This is a genomic window from Gammaproteobacteria bacterium (assembly GCA_027296625.1).
Lineage (GTDB): Bacteria > Pseudomonadota > Gammaproteobacteria > JAKEHO01 > JAKEHO01 > JAKEHO01.
Map to the genome: position 1 here is coordinate 26,505 of JAPUIX010000056.1, position 17,605 is coordinate 44,109.

The following is a 17,605-nucleotide window of genomic DNA, read 5'->3' on the forward strand; positions in this document are numbered from 1 at the left end:
ACCAATGAAACAAAATTCACTCTACGAGCATGGAGCAACGATCGTCAAAGGATTTTGTATGGGTACCGCGGACGTTATTCCCGGGGTTAGCGGAGGAACAATTGCCTTTATTCTCGGAATCTATCCCAAACTGCTTACGGCGATTAAGTCCTTTGATGTGGAATGGTTGTGGCGTCTCGTAAGGCTCGACATCAAGGGCGCAATTACTTATCCGCATTTTGGATTTCTCATACCGCTCTGTGTCGGGATCATTGCAGCGTTGCTGTTTTTTACCCGCATCGCTCCGTTACCCGTATATATCCGTACGCACCCCGAAGTTACCTATGGTTTATTTTTCGGATTGATATTGGGCTCAATCATTATCCTATTAAGGCAGCTCGGTGAGCTAAACCGTAATGAATACCTCGAGCTTGCTGCGGGCATCGTATTGGGCCTCCTGCTGGTTAACCTGGTACCATTCAATACGCCGAACAGCGCATGGTTCATTTTCATCTCCGGAGCGATAGCCACCTGTGCAATGATTCTGCCAGGTATCTCTGGATCCTTTATCCTCCTGATCTTCAGAAAATACGCCTATGTGTTCGATGGATTGAGCAAACTCGACTTTACTGTGATGGTTCCATTCATCCTGGGCGCCATCACAGGTCTTGCGCTTTTCAGCCGTATTTTAACCTCGTTACTCAACACGTATTACCGGCCCACGTTACTCGTTATTACGGGAATCCTTGTTGCTTCACTTTGGGTAATTTGGCCGTTTCAGGATAGGGTATATGAATTCATACGAGGGGAAGAGCATCTCATAAGCACGGTTCCGTTAGTCCCCCAATCACTCGATGGAACGACAGTGCTTTCTCTGCTGCTCGTAGGGCTTGGTTTCGTTTTCATTTTGTTTATCGACTGGCTTGCACGAAAGCGTATAAGTCAGGTGGCTTGAGCAACGCCGTTAAACCCTGCGACGAGAAGATCCCTTATTGATGTGCGCTCTGCTTGAAGCGCCCTATTATCACCTTGCCGAGGAATGCCGACCGAGCCAGGCGGCCAAGCCGAGCATAAGGAAGAAGGCTACGATAACGGGTGTATTGCCCATACGTGCGTAAAGGGTCCACCCATCATATATCCGGATATCGGCAACTAAAGTATGGATTTTGAACTGAGGGGAGCGCGCAAGGACTTCCCCTTTGGCGTCAATAACTGCAGTGATACCCGTATTCGTTGCACGTAACACATAACGGCCCGTCTCCAATGCTCGCATACGTGCCATCTGAAAATGCTGATGCGGTCCGAGGGAATCCCCAAACCATCCATCATTGCTGACATTGACCAGGAAATCCGCATCGGGGAGTGCCCTGATGATCTCCTCCCCAAAAATGATCTCATAGCAGATGGAAACACCCACATGATGGCCAGCAACTCGGAGCAGCGGTTGATTAGCCGGCCCGGCGCTAAAGCCCGACATGGGTATTGCCAGGAGGTCCGCCAAGCGTTGCAGCCACTTCCCCAGCGGCATGAATTCACCAAACGGGACAAGATGCTGTTTGTGATAAGCCCCAGCGTGGCCGCCGATCGCAACGACGCTGTTGTAATAACGGGCACCGTCAGGATCAAGAACAGGAATGCCAATGAGTAAGTCCGTCCCATCTAGGCGAGCTTTTGATTGTAATGACTCTATAACGGGTGTGACGGAATGATAGAAGGCCGGTATTGCCGCTTCTGGCCAGATGATGAGATCTTCACCCCAGAACTTTTTCGTTAGGGCCTGATAGAGCCTTATTGTCTGTTGACGTTCCTCCGGTAGCCACTTCATCTGCTGCGTGACATTGCCCTGAAGTAACGCGACCTTAACCGTCTCTCCGGTTGGCTCTGTCCACGAGACACGCCCCAACAAAAAAGCACCGGCCCACAACAACACTATTGCAGAAAGTGGATACGCACATTGCCTGAGCCCTCCGCAAAAAGCGTAGGCGAGCAGACCAGCACTCAAAGCCACCGCCCAACTCACACCGTATACGCCAACGAGCGGCGCCAGACTGGCAAGCGGGGCGTCAATCTGACTGTAACCCAAATTAAGCCAGGGGAACCCGGTTAAAATCCATCCACGCAGCCATTCGACGAGCGTCCATGTTGCGGGTACCACGGCAAGCAACCACAGCGCTTCACCTACGCTAAAGAACCTTCTAGCAACGTACCCGGCAACCGCCGGATAGCAGGCTAGATAAGCAACCAACAGGTAGGTCAACAGAAGTGCAACTGGCAGCTTAAGGCCACCAAATTGATAGATGCTGATGTGTAGCCAGTAGACCCCTACACCAAACATGCCCATCCCGTAAAGCCACCCACGCCAAAAGGCCCGCCAAGGAGGATTATTCCGCCAGGTCAGGAAAAGAAGCGCGGGCGAGATGACAGCAATGGGGAACCACTGAAAAGGCGCGAACGCGAACGGCAGGGCCAATCCTGCAAGTAGCGCGATCGCATCTTGAATATACGCACTCTGCCGTGGAGCTAGGATCACCAAGAATTTATTCGCGCTGAATTGTCGTTATACAAAACATGGGGCTCCAGCAGATTGCATCACCCCCTATTTACGGCGATAGACCCTTAGCTGCCTAGGTTTTTAGTTACGTCCGTCAACTGGGTTTTTCTGTTACGTTTTCCGACTCTAGCCTGATGAGTCGCATCAGATGAATGCGGCGTTTGTCTGCACGCAGAACTTTAACGTTAAATCCACCATAATCGATTGTCTCTCCGCGTCTAGGCAAGTGTCCAAACGCATTTAACATGAGCCCACCGAACGTGTCATATTCTTCATCACTAAAGTTGGTGTGGAAATACCGATTAAAGTCTTCAATGGGCGTAAGCGCTTTTACAGTATATCTATTTTTCCCGTGTTGTTTTATAAAGTCTTCCTCATCGATATCATGTTCATCCTTGATCTCACCAACAATTTCCTCGATGACATCTTCAATCGTAACCAGACCTGAAACTCCGCTGTACTCATCGACAACGATTGCCATGTGATTGCGACTTGCACGAAACTCCCTAAGCAGCACATTCAAGCGCTTGCTCTCAGGCACAAATACCGCTGGCCGCATGACATCCCTACTATCAAACGCCTCGGCATCACGCTTGGCGAGATAGACAAGCAGATCTTTAGCTAGGAGGATACCGACCACTTCGTCCACGTCATCGCCAATAACTGGAAATCGAGAATGCCCTGATTCGATCACTATAGGCAAGAAATCCTGCGGCTTAGCATCTTGTTTCACTACAACCATTTGCACGCGAGGAACCATGATGTCACGCACTTGGATGTCTGAGACTTGCAGCGCTCCCTCAATCATCGGAAGGGCATCCGCATGCAAGAGGTTACGTTGCTCAGCGGCGCGCAGGAGGTCAATAAGGGCTTGCTGGTCCTGCGGCTCGCCAGTAAGCACTTTGGTTAAGCGCTCGAACCAACTCCGCGAGCTGGAACCGTTATTAGGTCGATCGTCGCTCATGAATCGATCACAGACTCATACGGATCAGAATAACCAAGCTCTTTAAGAATCTGGGCCTCTAACAATTCCATTTCCCTTGCGTGATCCTCGTCGACGTGATCAAACCCTAACAGGTGCAAGGTTCCGTGTATCACCATGTGTGTCCAATGGGCTGTGAGACTCTTGCCCTGCTCTCGAGCCTCGCTTTCCACGACGGGGGCACAGATCACAACGTCGCCGAGCAGATCCGGCGTGATCGCCTCAAGACCTTCACTAGGAAAGGACAGCACATTCGTTGGTCCACGAGCCTGTCGCCATCGTTCGTTCAGCTCAGTGCCTTCCTCTTCATCAACAATGCGCACTGTCAGTTGCACATTCTCCCGGCGCCCACGGACCACAGCGCCGATCCATGTCTCAATATCCGAAACCGATGGCACCCCATCAGCCATAACGGCGTATTGCACATCGACTTCGACGCTCATGACTGCTTATCAGAGGAATCGTCACTATTTTCTCTTTCGTTCCGCTCATAAGCATTGAGGATGCGTGCGACGAGAGGATGCCGAACAACGTCCCGCGCCTGGAAGAACGTAAAGCTGATACCGTCGTCGCTATCCTTCAGCACATCAATTACGTGACGAAGCCCGGACTTACGACCACGGGGTAGGTCAATCTGGGTTATGTCCCCCGTAACCACAGCCCTTGACCCAAAGCCGGTGCGGGTAAGAAACATCTTCATCTGTTCGACCGTGGTGTTCTGTGCCTCATCTAGGATGATAAATGACTCGTTCAAGGTGCGGCCACGCATAAAAGCAAGCGGCGCGACCTCAATAATGTTCCGATCAATATATCGAGCTACCCGTTCAAACCCCAACATCTCATATAGAGCGTCGTATAATGGTCTTAAATACGGATCAACTTTCTGGGCCATATCGCCGGGCAAGAAACCAAGCCGTTCACCCGCCTCCACCGCGGGGCGTACAAGAATAACCCGGCGCACCTGATCTTGCGCGAGCGCCTCCACAGCACAAGCCACTGCGAGATAGGTCTTACCCGTCCCTGCCGGGCCAATACCAAAGCTTATGTCATGGCTTTGAATATTCCTTAAATAACCTCTCTGATTTGGACCGCGCGCTTTAATGACGCTGTGCTTGGTATGGATGATCGCTTCGTCATACTCCTCACCTTCCAGAAGTTCCTCTATGCCTGCTTCTTGTAAGAAGAGATGAACGCGCTCCGGAGAAAGTACCTCATTGCTCGTTGCTTCATAAAGTTGTTTTATAACCCTACCTGCTATCTCCGCGGACTTAGGTGAACCGATCACTCGAAACGTGTTGCCTCGGTTATTAATCTCAACACCCATACGCCGCTCGAGCTGGCGAAGGTGTTCGTCGAACGGCCCGCACAGATTTGCAAGTCGCTTATTATCGGCGGGATGAAGAACAAGGTCGCTCGCGAGCGCTTGGTAGGAATTGGACCGCGTATTCAAAGTTAGGCCGAAACGAGACGCTCCGTCGTTAAGCTTTCACGTTCGTGCGTGACCGGCTCGCCACGAAGCGAGTTGGACAGGGCCTGTACGATCCGCACATCGGCAAACTGACCAATGAGACTGGGGTCACCAGAGAAATTGACAACGCGATTGTTCTCTGTGCGTCCACAGAGCTCAGCCGCTTTCTTACGAGATGGCCCCTCTACCAAGATACGCTCGACGTTACCAATCATTCGCCGGCTAATTTCATGAGCCATTGCGTTGATCCGCTCCTGCAGAAGCGAGAGACGCTCTTTCTTTACCTCCAGTGCGACGTCATCAGGGAAACTAGCTGCGGGTGTGCCGGGTCGACGGCTATAAAGGAAACTGAAGGACTGGTCATAACAAACCTCTTCGATCAACTCCATCGTGGCAGCAAAGTCTTCATCAGTCTCTCCCGGGAAACCGACGATAAAATCCGACGAAATACTGATTTCAGGCCGCACCCGGCGTAGCCGACTCACTTTGGCCTTATACTCCAGGGCTGTATGGCCGCGTTTCATCCGTGAAAGGATCCGGTCAGAACCGCTCTGCACCGGCAGATGTAAATGGTTAACAAGCTCCGGTACCTCAGCAAATGCCTCGATGAGGCTTTCCGAAAACTCTACAGGGTGGGAGGTGGTGAAGCGGATGCGATCGATTCCGTCGATGGCCGCAACGTATTTAATTAACAACGCCAGGTCTGCAATCTCCCCATTGTACATGGGACCCCGATAGGCGTTGACGTTCTGTCCAAGCAAAGTCACTTCCCGCACACCTTGGTCTGCGAGCTCTGCGATATCTGTGATCACATCATCGAAGGCACGGCTAAACTCCTCGCCCCGGGTGTACGGCACTACGCAAAAGGTGCAGTATTTGCTGCATCCTTCCATAATGGATACGTAGGCAGTTGGCCCCTCCGCACGAGGTTTAGGCAGACGGTCGAACTTCTCGATTTCTGGAAAAGTAATATCAATGACCCGCTTACCCGCTCCATCAACCTGGTCAAGCATCTGCGGTAAACGATGCAAGGTCTGCGGGCCAAAGACAATGTCAACAATGGGTGCCCGTTCCCAAATCGCCGCGCCTTCTTGGCTGGCCACGCAGCCCCCGACACCGATGACGAGCCCGGGTTTCTGCTTTTTCCATTGCTGCCACACACCGAGCTGCGAGAAGACCTTTTCTTGGGCTTTCTCCCGGATAGAACAGGTATTCAGTAAGAGAACGTCCGCTTCGGTGGGTTCACTCGTCCGGGTGAGTCCATGTGACTCCGCCAGAACATCCGCCATCCTGGCGGAGTCATATTCATTCATCTGACAGCCGAATGTTTTAATATAAAGTTTGCGTGCCATGACTCCGACAAATCGGAAACGACTTCAACACGTTACACGTTATCGAGGCTATTTTCCAGCCAGATCCCAGCCAACTGATAGGACCTTGATTTACCGGTTTGCACGGACCAATCTCGGTGCCGCTGAACCTCCGAGATACAACCTGTATGGTACGGGATGGTCAACTGGCAGGAAGTATGCACCTCCGACGTATATGCAATGACTTATCGCCTCATCCTCGTTTTCCCTGTTGTGCTGCTATTGCTTGGTTGCGCTGGACAGTCGCGAGCACCGGTACAGCCCTTGCTGGCGCATCTCAGCGACGAGGGCGAAGAGGGTCAGTGCGCAAGATTTTTCGTGGATCTTAACCAGATAGTGTTTGACACCGGGGTCGCCGATGCCGAGGCAGCGCAGATCGCTGGATTCCCTTATCTGCGCGTTGACCGTTTTCTAGCCTCTTATCGTGACGAGCCAATGGACAACGATACGTTTGATGCTTGGGCAGATCACTTGCAGGACCTGGATCGCCAGGCAAGGAAACTCGAGATCGCAAACCTTCCTGAGAACAGCCTTCAGCATCTTCGTAAATACGCTGCTAACGAAGCAGACATCTTAGAAAAAGTCACTCTATGCGGACAGACACTGCGTGCGCGTGACCTTGCCGACGACAACGCGAAACGCAAACTCCGACAGAAAGCAACTGTTTCCGACAACTATAGTACCTTTAAACGAGTTGTCGGCATTTACCCAATCAGCTCCGCCTTCGTAAACCAAAGCATCTTAAACTTGCACGAGAACATCCTAGATGTCTTCGCTACTCCCATTGATTCCCTGCCGGTTAAAGGGCAGCTTGTGTACTATGTGCCACCGGTAAAAGTTAACGCGCTCACTCCAGATGAAACTGCGGCAATCATTAAACGCATCACCAATAATCCGCTGAGCATCCCGCAACCTAGCGCGCTCGACCGGGATAAGCTCTTCGCTACATTCGCACCTATTTGGGAGATCGACGTGGTTGACGATAATGATCGCATCGGCACACTGAATTGGGACAGCACCTCCATGGCCTCAGTCGACGTCATCTATCCTCGCGTTTACCAGCGCTTATCCTATACGCGCTTTCAAGGAAAAATACTGTTACAACTGAACTACCTGATCTGGTTTCCTGCCCGACCCCTAACCGGCCGATTTGATATGCTCGGCGGGAAGCTGGATGGGCTAACTTGGCGCGTCACGTTGGGTCCCCACGGACGCCCGATTCTCTACGATGCGATGCACAATTGCGGCTGCTATCACATGTTTTTCCCCAGTCCGACTCTGCACGAACGAGCGCAATCCAACACCTACCAGGAGCCACCCCTCATTCCCCAAACCGCGCCAGAGGTTCCCGTGGGTCAACGTATCCTCATACGCATTGCGCATCGTACACACTATCTCCAGCGCATCTTGGCAACACCAAAAACTGACAGCGGCACTGCGTACGTATTCAGTGACTATCACGCGCTGCGCTCGTTACCCCTGTCTAGTGGTCGTTACCGCAGCCTATTCCGTGAAGACGCAATTGTAAGCGGCACGGAGCGAGGAGAAAGATGGTATCTCTGGCCGATGGGGGTTCTTGAGCCTGGTGCCATGCGTCAGTGGGGAAATCATGCCACAGCCTTTATTGGTAAGAGGCACTTCGATGATCCGGACCTAATTGACCGCTACTTTGAAATGGGAACCGCCGACTTGGCAGAGAATAGCTTGCAGGGCGCGCTGACCATTGCACCCAACTATCATGCACATCAACCCGGGTCACGATCCAAATGAAACTTGCGAATAGACTTTTCCCGGTATGATGTGCCTACTTAGAATCCGTCAGCTCATTTAATTTGCGCTGAGTCTCCGCAAGGGTTTTTTCTAGTTCTTCAAGTTTCTTCAGCGCTTCATCGCGTTCACGCCCGACCTTAGCCGTTTCCGCCACCGCTTCAAACGAGATCGCCTCCGCGCGCTCTGCGCGTTCCAAGGCCGCGATGCGTTGCTTACTCAAGCGAACTTCCCTTCTGCTCGGTCCCATGATCGAACGCCATACAGCGCCGACCCGTTCCATTATCGAACGGCTCCAGAAGTTACTGTTGCTGGTAGTTCCCATAAGCTGCGCTATAAACATAAATCATAAAATACACGATAACCCCTTCACGAAGGCCGCGCCACGAAAAAAGCCAAATTCCGACATTTCAAGTGCTGAACCTAGGCATCCTGTCAGCTCGGCAAATGCCAAGCCCCGTCGAATGTCCAAAAATAGCCCTGATCTGTCATGCGACCCCGATGACGGACCTCCATCAGGCTACCCCAATATACGATCCTTATTAAGGCATATCTCATAACAAGGCGCCGCCGAGTGTACTGCTCCACGGCCTATGATTACCTTTACTTCCGTACAATGCGTAGACCGGTATACTAGGATTCTTGCCTTTACCTCGGCCATATAAACAGGTACAAAAATAATAATTCAATCACCTAACAGCACCATAGAGGGAACGACCCGCATCAGATATACTGACTATTTATACAGTACTTTAGCTCAGCAACAACGCGATCAAAGGCGGACGTTGACGAAAGATCCACCGTAAATCAATAAGATAAGGCGCATCTTGGCCATGGCCCGCGCTCAAGAGACACTCGCAATCCGCACTTGGGGATACTAAATAGACGAAGAAGCAATGCCAGGGAAACGTTGCCTTCGGGGCAACCGGCTGCCGCTTAACACTAATAGATTGTAGAATTTGACGTCCGTTTCGGATGCTTCGACGCGCACGTGCGTTTGGGGGACACAACGCATTCATCGAGTACCGGCTAATAAGCACAAGATAAGGCATCCAGCGAATATGAAGACGAAAATTCCTAACACCCGACCAGGACTCTATGATCCCGCTGCGACCCGCGCGAGTTGCGGGGTAGGCGTTGTCGTCGATCTCAACGGAATCAAAAGCCACCAATTGGTCGAAGATGGATTTCGCATACTCCAGACCCTTGATCACCGAGGCGCTCGCGGTGCAGAAGAAAAAACCGGTGACGGGGCAGGCATGTTGATACAAAAGCCTCACGAGTTCTTCAAAGCGAACATCCCTAATCTTGGCGACTTCGATACCTACGGAGTTGGACAGACCTTCTTTCCCCAAGACAAGCGCAAACACAAGATTTTGGAGGAACTCATTGATGATAGCGCCAACAAGCACGGGTTCAAGCTCATAGACTGGCGCGATGTCCCAACTGATAATTCTGACCTAGGCAAAACAGCATTAGAGTCTGAACCGGTGATAAGACAATTTTTTGTAGAGCCTAATGATCCTCTCGAGCCAGACAGACTCGACGCGAAGCTCTATATACTCCGGCGGACCATTGAGAATACTGCGAGGAAACGCGCACTGGGCGAGGAACACCTTTTCTATATCTGTTCGCTGGATCGGAGAAAAATCGTCTACAAGGGACTTCTTACCTGCGGACAGCTTAGAGGTTACTACCCAGATCTATCGGACGACAAAATAAAAACGAGCCTTGTGCTGGTGCACTTTCGATTTTCAACGAATACTCTGGGCTCATGGGATCTGGCCCATCCCTATCGAAATATCATCCACAATGGCGAGATTAACACGCTGCGTGGCAATAAGAATTGGATGACAACACGTGAAATCGATCTGGCCTGCGAAAGGTTCGGTGAAGATATCGATGAGATAAAACCGGTCACCACTGAGGGTTTGAGCGATACGGCTGTATTGGACAATGTGCTCGAACTATTGCTTGAGGCAGGCCGTGAACTACCGCACGCACTACGCATGTTGATTCCGGAAGCTTGGAACAAAGATAAATTCATGGATAGAAAGAAAAGAGCATTGTACGACTATTTTTCGACCATCATGGAACCCTGGGATGGGCCCGCTCTGATTGCTGCAACCGACGGTTATCGGGTCGCCGCTGTGCTGGACCGAAACGGGCTGCGGCCCTGCCGATACTGTGTCACCAAAGACAACAAACTCATTATGGGGAGCGAGACAGGTATCTTGGAGACACCTCCGAGCGAAATCGTTTTCAAAGGACGCCTAAAACCCGGTCAGATGTTTCTGGCTGACACCCTGCAAGGTCGCATCGTTCCTGAAGATGAGATCTTTGACGCGCTTACCGATTGTCCTTATGAAGAATGGCTCGAGAGCAATCGATTAAAACTTAAAGATATCATCACCGAATTTGGACGAAAGAAAGCGCGTCAAGATGACGTTCTCGACATCGCCCGATACCAACGAGCCTTCGGTTACACCATCGAGTATCTTCGCTGTCTAATCCAGCCGATGGCGGAGCAGGCGAAAGACCCTCTGGGATCCATGGGAGACGACGCCGCACTTGCCGTACTCTCGGCGAGAAACAGGCTTCTTTTTGATTATTTCAACCAGCTATTCGCTCAGGTCTCGAATCCACCGATTGACTTCCTACGAGAGGACCTCGTCACTTCCCTGGAAGGTCATGTCGGCAGGCAGCGTAACTTACTGGCAGAAACTCCAGAACATTGCCGCCAGATCTTTTTAGAGTCACCAATCCTCACGGACGAGGGGATGGATGCCATCAAGCGGCTGGATAAGAACGGTATTCGCTCGTATGTGGTCGATCTGACCTATTCGATTGGAACCAAGCTTCGCCCCGCCATTGAAAAGGTTCGTTACGAAGCTGCCCAGGCGATTAATGATGGATTTGAGATACTGATTCTCTCCGACAGGAAAATTGGCCCTGATCGTATTCCTATTCCGAGCTTGCTGGCAATCGGGGCCGTCCACCACTTCCTGATCCGCAAAAAACTACGAACAAGAACGGGGCTAATCATTGAAACAGGTCAGGCCTCTACCGTACATCACTTCTGTACGCTGATTGGCTATGGCGCTGGCGCGATATATCCATGGCTCGCATATAAGAGCATCAAACGGATGGTCTCGGAAGGATCAATCCGTTCGGATTTAGAGACCGCGCTTAGCAACTACAGAAAGGCGATCGAAGGCGGCATACTCAAAGTAATGTCAAAAATGGGGATTTCAACGCTTGATAGTTACGCCGGGGCCCAGGTATTTGAGACCGTGGGGCTGAATTTCGATTTCGTACAGGAGTATTTTGAAGGCACCACCGCCCATATCCCGGGGGTAGGACTTGAGCACATTGAAAGAGAAGTTCTTCAGATGCATGAGATCGGCTTTGGTGAAACCGTAATCGGCAATCTTCCCCTAGATTCCGGCGGTGAACTCTATTGGCGCCGCGATGGTGAGCTGCATCAGTGGAATCCGTTCACTATTGGAAAACTACAGCATGCGGCAAAAACGGGAGATTATGAAGTATATAAGGAATTCGCACGATTTATTAACGATCAGGAGGGAAAGCTTCAGACCCTTCGAGGGCTACTCGACTTCAAAATCGCCACGAGTGAATCAGTTTCGATCGAGGAAGTCGAGGCCTGTGAAAAAATAATGAAGCGCTTCTCAACCGGTTCCATGTCATTTGGTGCCCTAAGCCAGGAAGCCCATGAGACACTTGCCATTGCCATGAACCGCATCGGAGGCAAGTCCGGCACGGGTGAAGGAGGCGAACAAGTTGATCGCTTTGGAACCGAACGCGAATGCACCATGAAACAGGTTGCCAGTGGTCGATTCGGAGTCACGATCAATTATCTCGCCCACGCGCAACAAATCGAAATTAAAATGGCCCAGGGTTCAAAGCCGGGTGAGGGTGGCGAGCTACCAGGTAGCAAGGTCGACAAGGGCATTGCCGCAGTCCGCTTCACCACCCCGGGCGTTGGCCTCATTTCTCCTCCGCCACACCATGACATCTATTCCATCGAGGATCTCGCGCAGTTGATCCATGATCTCAAATGTTCAAACCCGGAGGCCGAAATACACGTTAAACTCGTGGCGCTTGGGGGAGTGGGTACCATCGCGGCGGGCGTCGCCAAGGCCAGAGCAGACGCCGTACTCATCAGTGGAGATTCGGGAGGTACCGGTGCATCGGTCAAGACCTCGATCAAGTCCGCAGGATCGCCCTGGGAATTGGGTTTGGCGGAGACGCACCAGGTTCTACTTGCAAATAATCTGCGTTCCCGGATCAAGGTTCGAGCGGACGGTGGCCTGAAGACCGGACGAGACGTGGTCGTCGCGGCACTGCTAGGCGCGGAAGAGTACGGTTTCGGTACCTCGCCGATAGTGACTATCGGTTGCATCATGTTGCGAAAATGCCATTGCAACACCTGCTCCGTTGGCGTCGCAACCCAGAATCCAGAATTGCGCAAGAAATTCCCAGGTAAACCTGAATACGTTATCAACTATATGTATTTCGTGGCCCGGGAGGTTCGGGAGCTCATGGCCGCACTGGGATTCCGCACCATGGATGAAATGATTGGGCGTGTCGACAAACTTCGTCAGAAAGAAATTAAACATCCTAAGGGTATTAAGGTTGACCTGTCTCAGCTCCTGTACAAGCAACCTTCCAAGGATACCCCACGCAAGACGAAAGAACAGAATCATCATCTTGACAAGAAAGTAGATCACTTCCTAATTGAAAAGGCGAGATGCGCCATTGATAAAAAGGAACCGGTCACGCTTCGCCTGCCCCTTACAAACCGGGATCGGACAGTGGGGGCCATGTTAAGCTCGACAATCGCAAAGCGATATGGTGCGGAAGCACTTCCTCCCGATACCATCAAGATCTACTGCACCGGCTACGGTGGCCAGAGTTTTGGTGCTTTTCTTGCCAAGGGCGTCTCACTCCATTTGGAAGGAGATGCCAATGATTACGTAGGTAAGAGCCTCTCTGGAGGAAAGATCAGCGTCAAAACGCCCACAGATGCGTCTTTTCCTGCTGCCGACAACGTCATCATTGGCAATGTGGCACTATACGGTGCCACAAGTGGTGAAGCCTATTTCAATGGTATTGCGGGCGAGCGCTTCTGCGTTCGAAATTCAGGCGCAATGACCGTTGTTGAGGGCGTAGGGGATCATGCTTGCGAATACATGACCGGTGGCGTTGTTGTGATTATTGGCAAGACAGGCAAGAACTTTGGGGCAGGGATGAGCGGTGGTGAGGCGTTTATCTTTAATGAAGAGGGCAATTTTAGCGATATGCTAAACAAAGATATGGTGCATACGGAAGAGTTTACCAGCGAACGTGATCACCATATGGTCAAACGAATGCTGGAAAACCACTATATTTATACGCAAAGTGCCAAAGCTAAAAACATTCTCGACAACTGGCAGAAAAACACGAGGAAGTTTGTAAAGGTAATTCCGGACGCCTATGCTGAGGTTATCGCACGCTCCATCCAGCAAGGTGAAGATGTTCGATTGGCACCGCCTCCAAAACCTCAGGAAAGCGAAGCGGCCTAGCTGACATTTTTTCTGGTCTCATCAATCGCGTCCCAGTATGAGTGAAAACCACCCAAGCGGCTTTCTGAAACACGCCCGTCACCCCATAGGGTACAGGGAGCCACATAAGCGTATTGGGGACTATAAAGAAATCTACAATCCGAAATGGGACGAAAATCAGCTTAAAGAACAGGGCGAGCGTTGCATGGATTGTGGCGTCCCTACGTGCATGGCCGGGTGTCCAATCGGTAACATCATTCCAGAATGGAACGATCTGGTTTACCGAGGAAACTGGAAAGCAGCGCTGGACCGCCTTCACGCAACAAACAATTTCCCGGAGTTCACGGGGTACACCTGTCCCGCGCCATGTGAGCCTGCCTGTGTTCTCGCATATAACGATGATCCGGTGACCATCAAGAGCATCGAACGGGCGATTGTCGATAAAGGCTGGGCAGAAGGCTGGATCATCCCACAACCCCCTTCAACCCGGACCGGCAAAAAGGTTGCCATTGTAGGAAGTGGACCTGCCGGCCTTGCTGCGGCCCAACAGTTAAATCGCGTGGGTCACGAGGTCACCGTGTTCGAAAGAGACGATGCAATCGGCGGACTCATGACCTACGGGATCCCGGATTTCAAGTTCGCCAAGCACCAAGTCGCCCGCCGAGTGGATCAACTCCAACATGAGGGTATCGAATTTGAGGCTAATGCCGACGTAGGAGTCGGCATACCACTCGAAACACTTCAGAACGATTTTGACGCAGTCTGTCTTACAATTGGTGCGTTGAAGCAGCGCGATGTTCCTATACCAGGCCGTGAACTGGAGGGGATCGTTTTTGCCATGGAATATCTGGTACAGGAAAATCGACGACAGGCCGGCCGTCCTGTCGAAAACATAATCGATGCAAAGGGCAAGAACGTCATAGTGCTAGGCGGAGGCGATACCGGTGCCGATGGCATTGCGACAGCTCACCGTCAGGGCGCAAGACAGGTAATTCAGATCAGCATTAGACCACAAAGACCGCTTGAACGCCCCGACGACAACCCCTGGCCCGAACAACCTTGGACGTACGAAAAAACATATGCTCAGGAAGAGGGTGGCGAGGAGGTATTCAGTATCAATACAGTTGAATTCGTTGATGATAACAACGACGGACGAGTTAATTATCTAAGTGCGGATCGCGTGGAATGGACATTTGATCAAAATCGTAAACGCATCGACAAGAAGGTTTTGGAACCCGACCTCAAGATCCCTGCGGAACTCGTGCTGGTCGCCATCGGCTTTGCAGGCGCCGAGACCGATAATTTTAAAGGAACGGGGATAGAAATAAGAAAAGACGGCACCATAAAGATCGACGAGAATATGATGACCAATCTAGCGGGTGTATTCGCAGCTGGTGACGCAAATCGCGGACAATCTATTGTCGTGTGGGCCATAGGAGAAGGCCGTGATGTCGCAAGATGTATCGATATCTACCTGACGGGCACCTCACAGCTTCCATCAAGTCTCCGAACAGCCAATCCACCCATTGGGCTCTAGCTAGCTGCTAACACCTCATCAGTCTTAAGGCCCGCCAGCCCCGCTCTTACCATCCATCAACAACAGCCTATGGAGGTAGAATATACGGAGAGCACTGTGGTGCTTCGATGCATATCGCACGATATTGTGTACGTCTATCGAACCATCAGGGCTGAGAAGTCAAATCTGTTTCAACCTAATTGAAGCAATAGAAGGAGGTCATTATGCCGGCGAAATCTGGGCATCCGATCATTTCACCGATGAGACGCTACCTGCTAGCAGGGATATTAACGGTCATTCCAATATGGATCACATGGCTGATCATCGAATTCCTACTAAAGCTACTGACTAAAGTGGGCGATCCTGCTGTGAGTTGGCTATCCGCTGCGCTATATCCGCATGTGCCATCGCTTTCGGACTGGCTGGGTCAACCCTGGTTTCAGTCTGTGATGGCCATCGTCCTTGTACTATTGGCACTTTACGCCCTCGGTTGGGTTGCGACTCGCGTGATTGGGCGACGCCTCATTGCGTGGTTTGATTCGCTCATAGATCGGATCCCCCTGGTTCAAACCATCTATGGCGCCGTCAAAAGTCTTGTCGCTGCGCTACAACAAAAACCAGACGGTGTGCAGCGTGTCGTGCTTATCAATTTCCCGTCATCCGAAATGAAGACTATAGGCTTGGTGACGCGCACACTCATGGATGAAGATACTGGCCGCGAGCTTGCAGCAGTCTACGTCCCAACCACACCAAATCCTACATCAGGGTATCTGGAGATTGTGCCGGTTGAAAACGTGACATCCACAAACTGGACTGTTAACGAGGCAATGATATTCATTGTCTCTGGTGGCGCCGTGGCGCCCGAGAGGATGCATTATGACAAGGGCGTTGATGGATCATACGAGGCCAATCGACAAGATGAAGGATGACACCTTTGCCTTCCATATCATTGAGTCACTCCGCCCCCACTATAATGTTCAGCCAAGCAATAAATTTCCGAAACCAAATATTGATCTATATCAAGGAATAATCTTCCTGTTCCGCTAACCTTATCATTCCAAGAGGTAGGCAAGGTTTGATTTTGCCAGGAGCGGAACATGAAGCTACTATCAATTGTCATCCTTGTCGCATTATTAATTACCATCGGCACCCTCATTACGGGTGTAGGCGCAATGGGTCGTGGTGGTGAGTTTGATGAGCGGCACAGCATACAGCTGCTGTATGCGCGAGTTGCGATGCAGGCTGTTACGTTTTTCCTATTACTACTTGCGCTTTATCTCGCAAGCTCGTAGCGCCCGATGGGTCGATAACCCCCGTTTCTCCACAGGACTTAGGAAGGGACTGCGGACGGTCTGGTAAGGGATTTTTCCGTCCGGCTTCGTTATGTTAGATTGTCCTTACGTTTTGGACGAGGCAGCACGTTAAATTTTCGGTTAAATCCCCGAAGTGTGACTTACGTCTCACAGCAGAAATTAGCCACATAAAAAAACGGCATTATAGCCTGCTAGGTTCATTACTGTAGTAGAAACTTGGCAGCCACTACCAATTTGTCTTAGATCGTAGGTTATGCGACACGATGAATCACCTCGTATCGGTAAATCTACTGTTCAACTGACGAGACTGCTAGAACAGGTCATTGACTGCCAAGCACCAGACCTCAGCATGATGAGGGCACAATGATAATTTTACATAACCAACTAACTCAGTCACTTACGACGCTTGCTCATTCCAAAGAGTTCACAGAGTGCTAAGTAACTTTATTCGGAAGAATAATCTCGATTGTGAATAACATTTTGCTCAAGCATCATCCATTCAGGTTTTTCTGATGACGAAACCTCAGCTGCTTGGTTTTCTCTGCCAGCCTTGTCATCTTGGTTTTCTCTGCCAGCCTTGTCATCACTACATCCGAAAACGATCAGGATTGCGCCTATCAAAACAAGCTTTGTGAACATATTCATGTATTTACCTCTCACGACTCTATCCATCAGTTATAAATTACAACAAGCTGATACACTACATGATGGTAATGATTTTCAGTGATTATTTCTATAACTACCTTGTATGATCAACCGGGACGGTGTCAGCTGATTTTCAATAATCTCTGGCACTTTTTATTTCGTGACCTCCTCAACAACGGCATCACTTTGGAGCAGGCTGTGATTGATAAAACGTCTATAATCGTTTCACTTAACCCCTCCTAGTGCGGGGTTTTTTGTCTGTGCTATCATGTTTGTGTCATCTTAAAGAAAGGGGAGCGAGCAATGCAAAAGTTAATTATGGTGTTAATCGGTCTCTCGGTAGTAGCTTTCCTACTAGCAATCATTGGGGCATTCATCGGGCCAATACTGGAAATATCGTCAGAGGGCTTTTCTAGAGCATGCACCAATCTCGCACTGATTGGAATTGCA

General features: G+C 50.7%; 13 protein-coding genes. 6 read left to right on the forward strand and 7 right to left on the reverse strand.

Annotated features, from left to right (window positions below; genetic code table 11):
- The first annotated feature begins 4 nt into the window (after positions 1–4).
- A complete protein-coding gene (locus tag O6944_03160) occupies positions 5–934 on the forward strand; it encodes a DUF368 domain-containing protein (GenBank protein ID MCZ6718139.1) in 930 nt (309 codons plus the stop codon).
- A 69-nt stretch (positions 935–1,003) separates the two neighbouring features.
- Here the strand turns inward: O6944_03160 and lnt are convergent, their stop codons facing one another.
- The 5 genes from lnt to miaB form a co-directional block, all read right to left on the reverse strand.
- Positions 1,004–2,509 carry an apolipoprotein N-acyltransferase gene (gene lnt / locus O6944_03165; GenBank protein ID MCZ6718140.1) on the reverse strand — a complete coding sequence of 502 codons (1,506 nt, stop codon included), beginning with the start codon at positions 2,507–2,509 and terminating at the stop codon, positions 1,004–1,006.
- Between the two features lie 115 nt (positions 2,510–2,624).
- A complete protein-coding gene (locus O6944_03170) occupies positions 2,625–3,494 on the reverse strand; it encodes a CBS domain-containing protein (protein MCZ6718141.1) in 870 nt (289 codons plus the stop codon).
- On the reverse strand, positions 3,491–3,955 hold the full coding sequence (gene ybeY / locus O6944_03175; protein MCZ6718142.1) for an rRNA maturation RNase YbeY: 465 nt from the start codon (positions 3,953–3,955) through the stop codon (positions 3,491–3,493). Before ybeY ends, O6944_03170 begins: the two co-directional genes overlap by 4 nt.
- On the reverse strand, positions 3,952–4,962 hold the full coding sequence (locus tag O6944_03180; protein MCZ6718143.1) for a PhoH family protein: 1,011 nt from the start codon (positions 4,960–4,962) through the stop codon (positions 3,952–3,954). Before O6944_03180 ends, ybeY begins: the two co-directional genes overlap by 4 nt.
- Positions 4,963–4,964: 2 nt before the next feature.
- The gene (miaB, locus tag O6944_03185; GenBank protein MCZ6718144.1) at positions 4,965–6,332 is read right to left on the reverse strand and encodes a tRNA (N6-isopentenyl adenosine(37)-C2)-methylthiotransferase MiaB; all 1,368 of its coding nucleotides are present in this window, start codon (positions 6,330–6,332) and stop codon (positions 4,965–4,967) included.
- Between the two features lie 198 nt (positions 6,333–6,530).
- Between miaB and O6944_03190 the strand changes: the two genes are divergently transcribed.
- On the forward strand, positions 6,531–8,120 hold the full coding sequence (locus O6944_03190; GenBank protein MCZ6718145.1) for a hypothetical protein: 1,590 nt from the start codon (positions 6,531–6,533) through the stop codon (positions 8,118–8,120).
- Positions 8,121–8,154: 34 nt separating this feature from the next.
- Here O6944_03190 and O6944_03195 read toward each other — a convergent pair whose 3' ends face one another.
- Positions 8,155–8,340: a hypothetical protein gene (locus O6944_03195; protein MCZ6718146.1), complete on the reverse strand. Its 186-nt coding sequence runs from the start codon at positions 8,338–8,340 to the stop codon at positions 8,155–8,157.
- A gap of 838 nt (positions 8,341–9,178) precedes the next feature.
- Here O6944_03195 and gltB point away from each other — a divergent pair.
- The 4 genes from gltB (at position 9,179) to O6944_03215 (ending at position 16,489) form a co-directional block, all read left to right on the forward strand.
- Positions 9,179–13,702, forward strand: a complete 4,524-nt coding sequence (gene gltB / locus O6944_03200; protein ID MCZ6718147.1) for a glutamate synthase large subunit — start codon at positions 9,179–9,181, stop codon at positions 13,700–13,702.
- A gap of 37 nt (positions 13,703–13,739) precedes the next feature.
- Positions 13,740–15,218, forward strand: a complete 1,479-nt coding sequence (locus tag O6944_03205; protein ID MCZ6718148.1) for a glutamate synthase subunit beta — start codon at positions 13,740–13,742, stop codon at positions 15,216–15,218.
- 203 nt (positions 15,219–15,421) lie between these two features.
- Positions 15,422–16,126 carry a DUF502 domain-containing protein gene (locus tag O6944_03210; GenBank protein ID MCZ6718149.1) on the forward strand — a complete coding sequence of 235 codons (705 nt, stop codon included), beginning with the start codon at positions 15,422–15,424 and terminating at the stop codon, positions 16,124–16,126.
- A 168-nt stretch (positions 16,127–16,294) separates the two neighbouring features.
- A complete protein-coding gene (locus O6944_03215) occupies positions 16,295–16,489 on the forward strand; it encodes a twin transmembrane helix small protein (GenBank protein ID MCZ6718150.1) in 195 nt (64 codons plus the stop codon).
- A gap of 465 nt (positions 16,490–16,954) precedes the next feature.
- On the opposite strand, the gene O6944_03220 is transcribed toward O6944_03215, so the two are convergent.
- Positions 16,955–17,149, reverse strand: a complete 195-nt coding sequence (locus tag O6944_03220; protein ID MCZ6718151.1) for a hypothetical protein — start codon at positions 17,147–17,149, stop codon at positions 16,955–16,957.
- Positions 17,150–17,605: the final 456 nt, after the last annotated feature.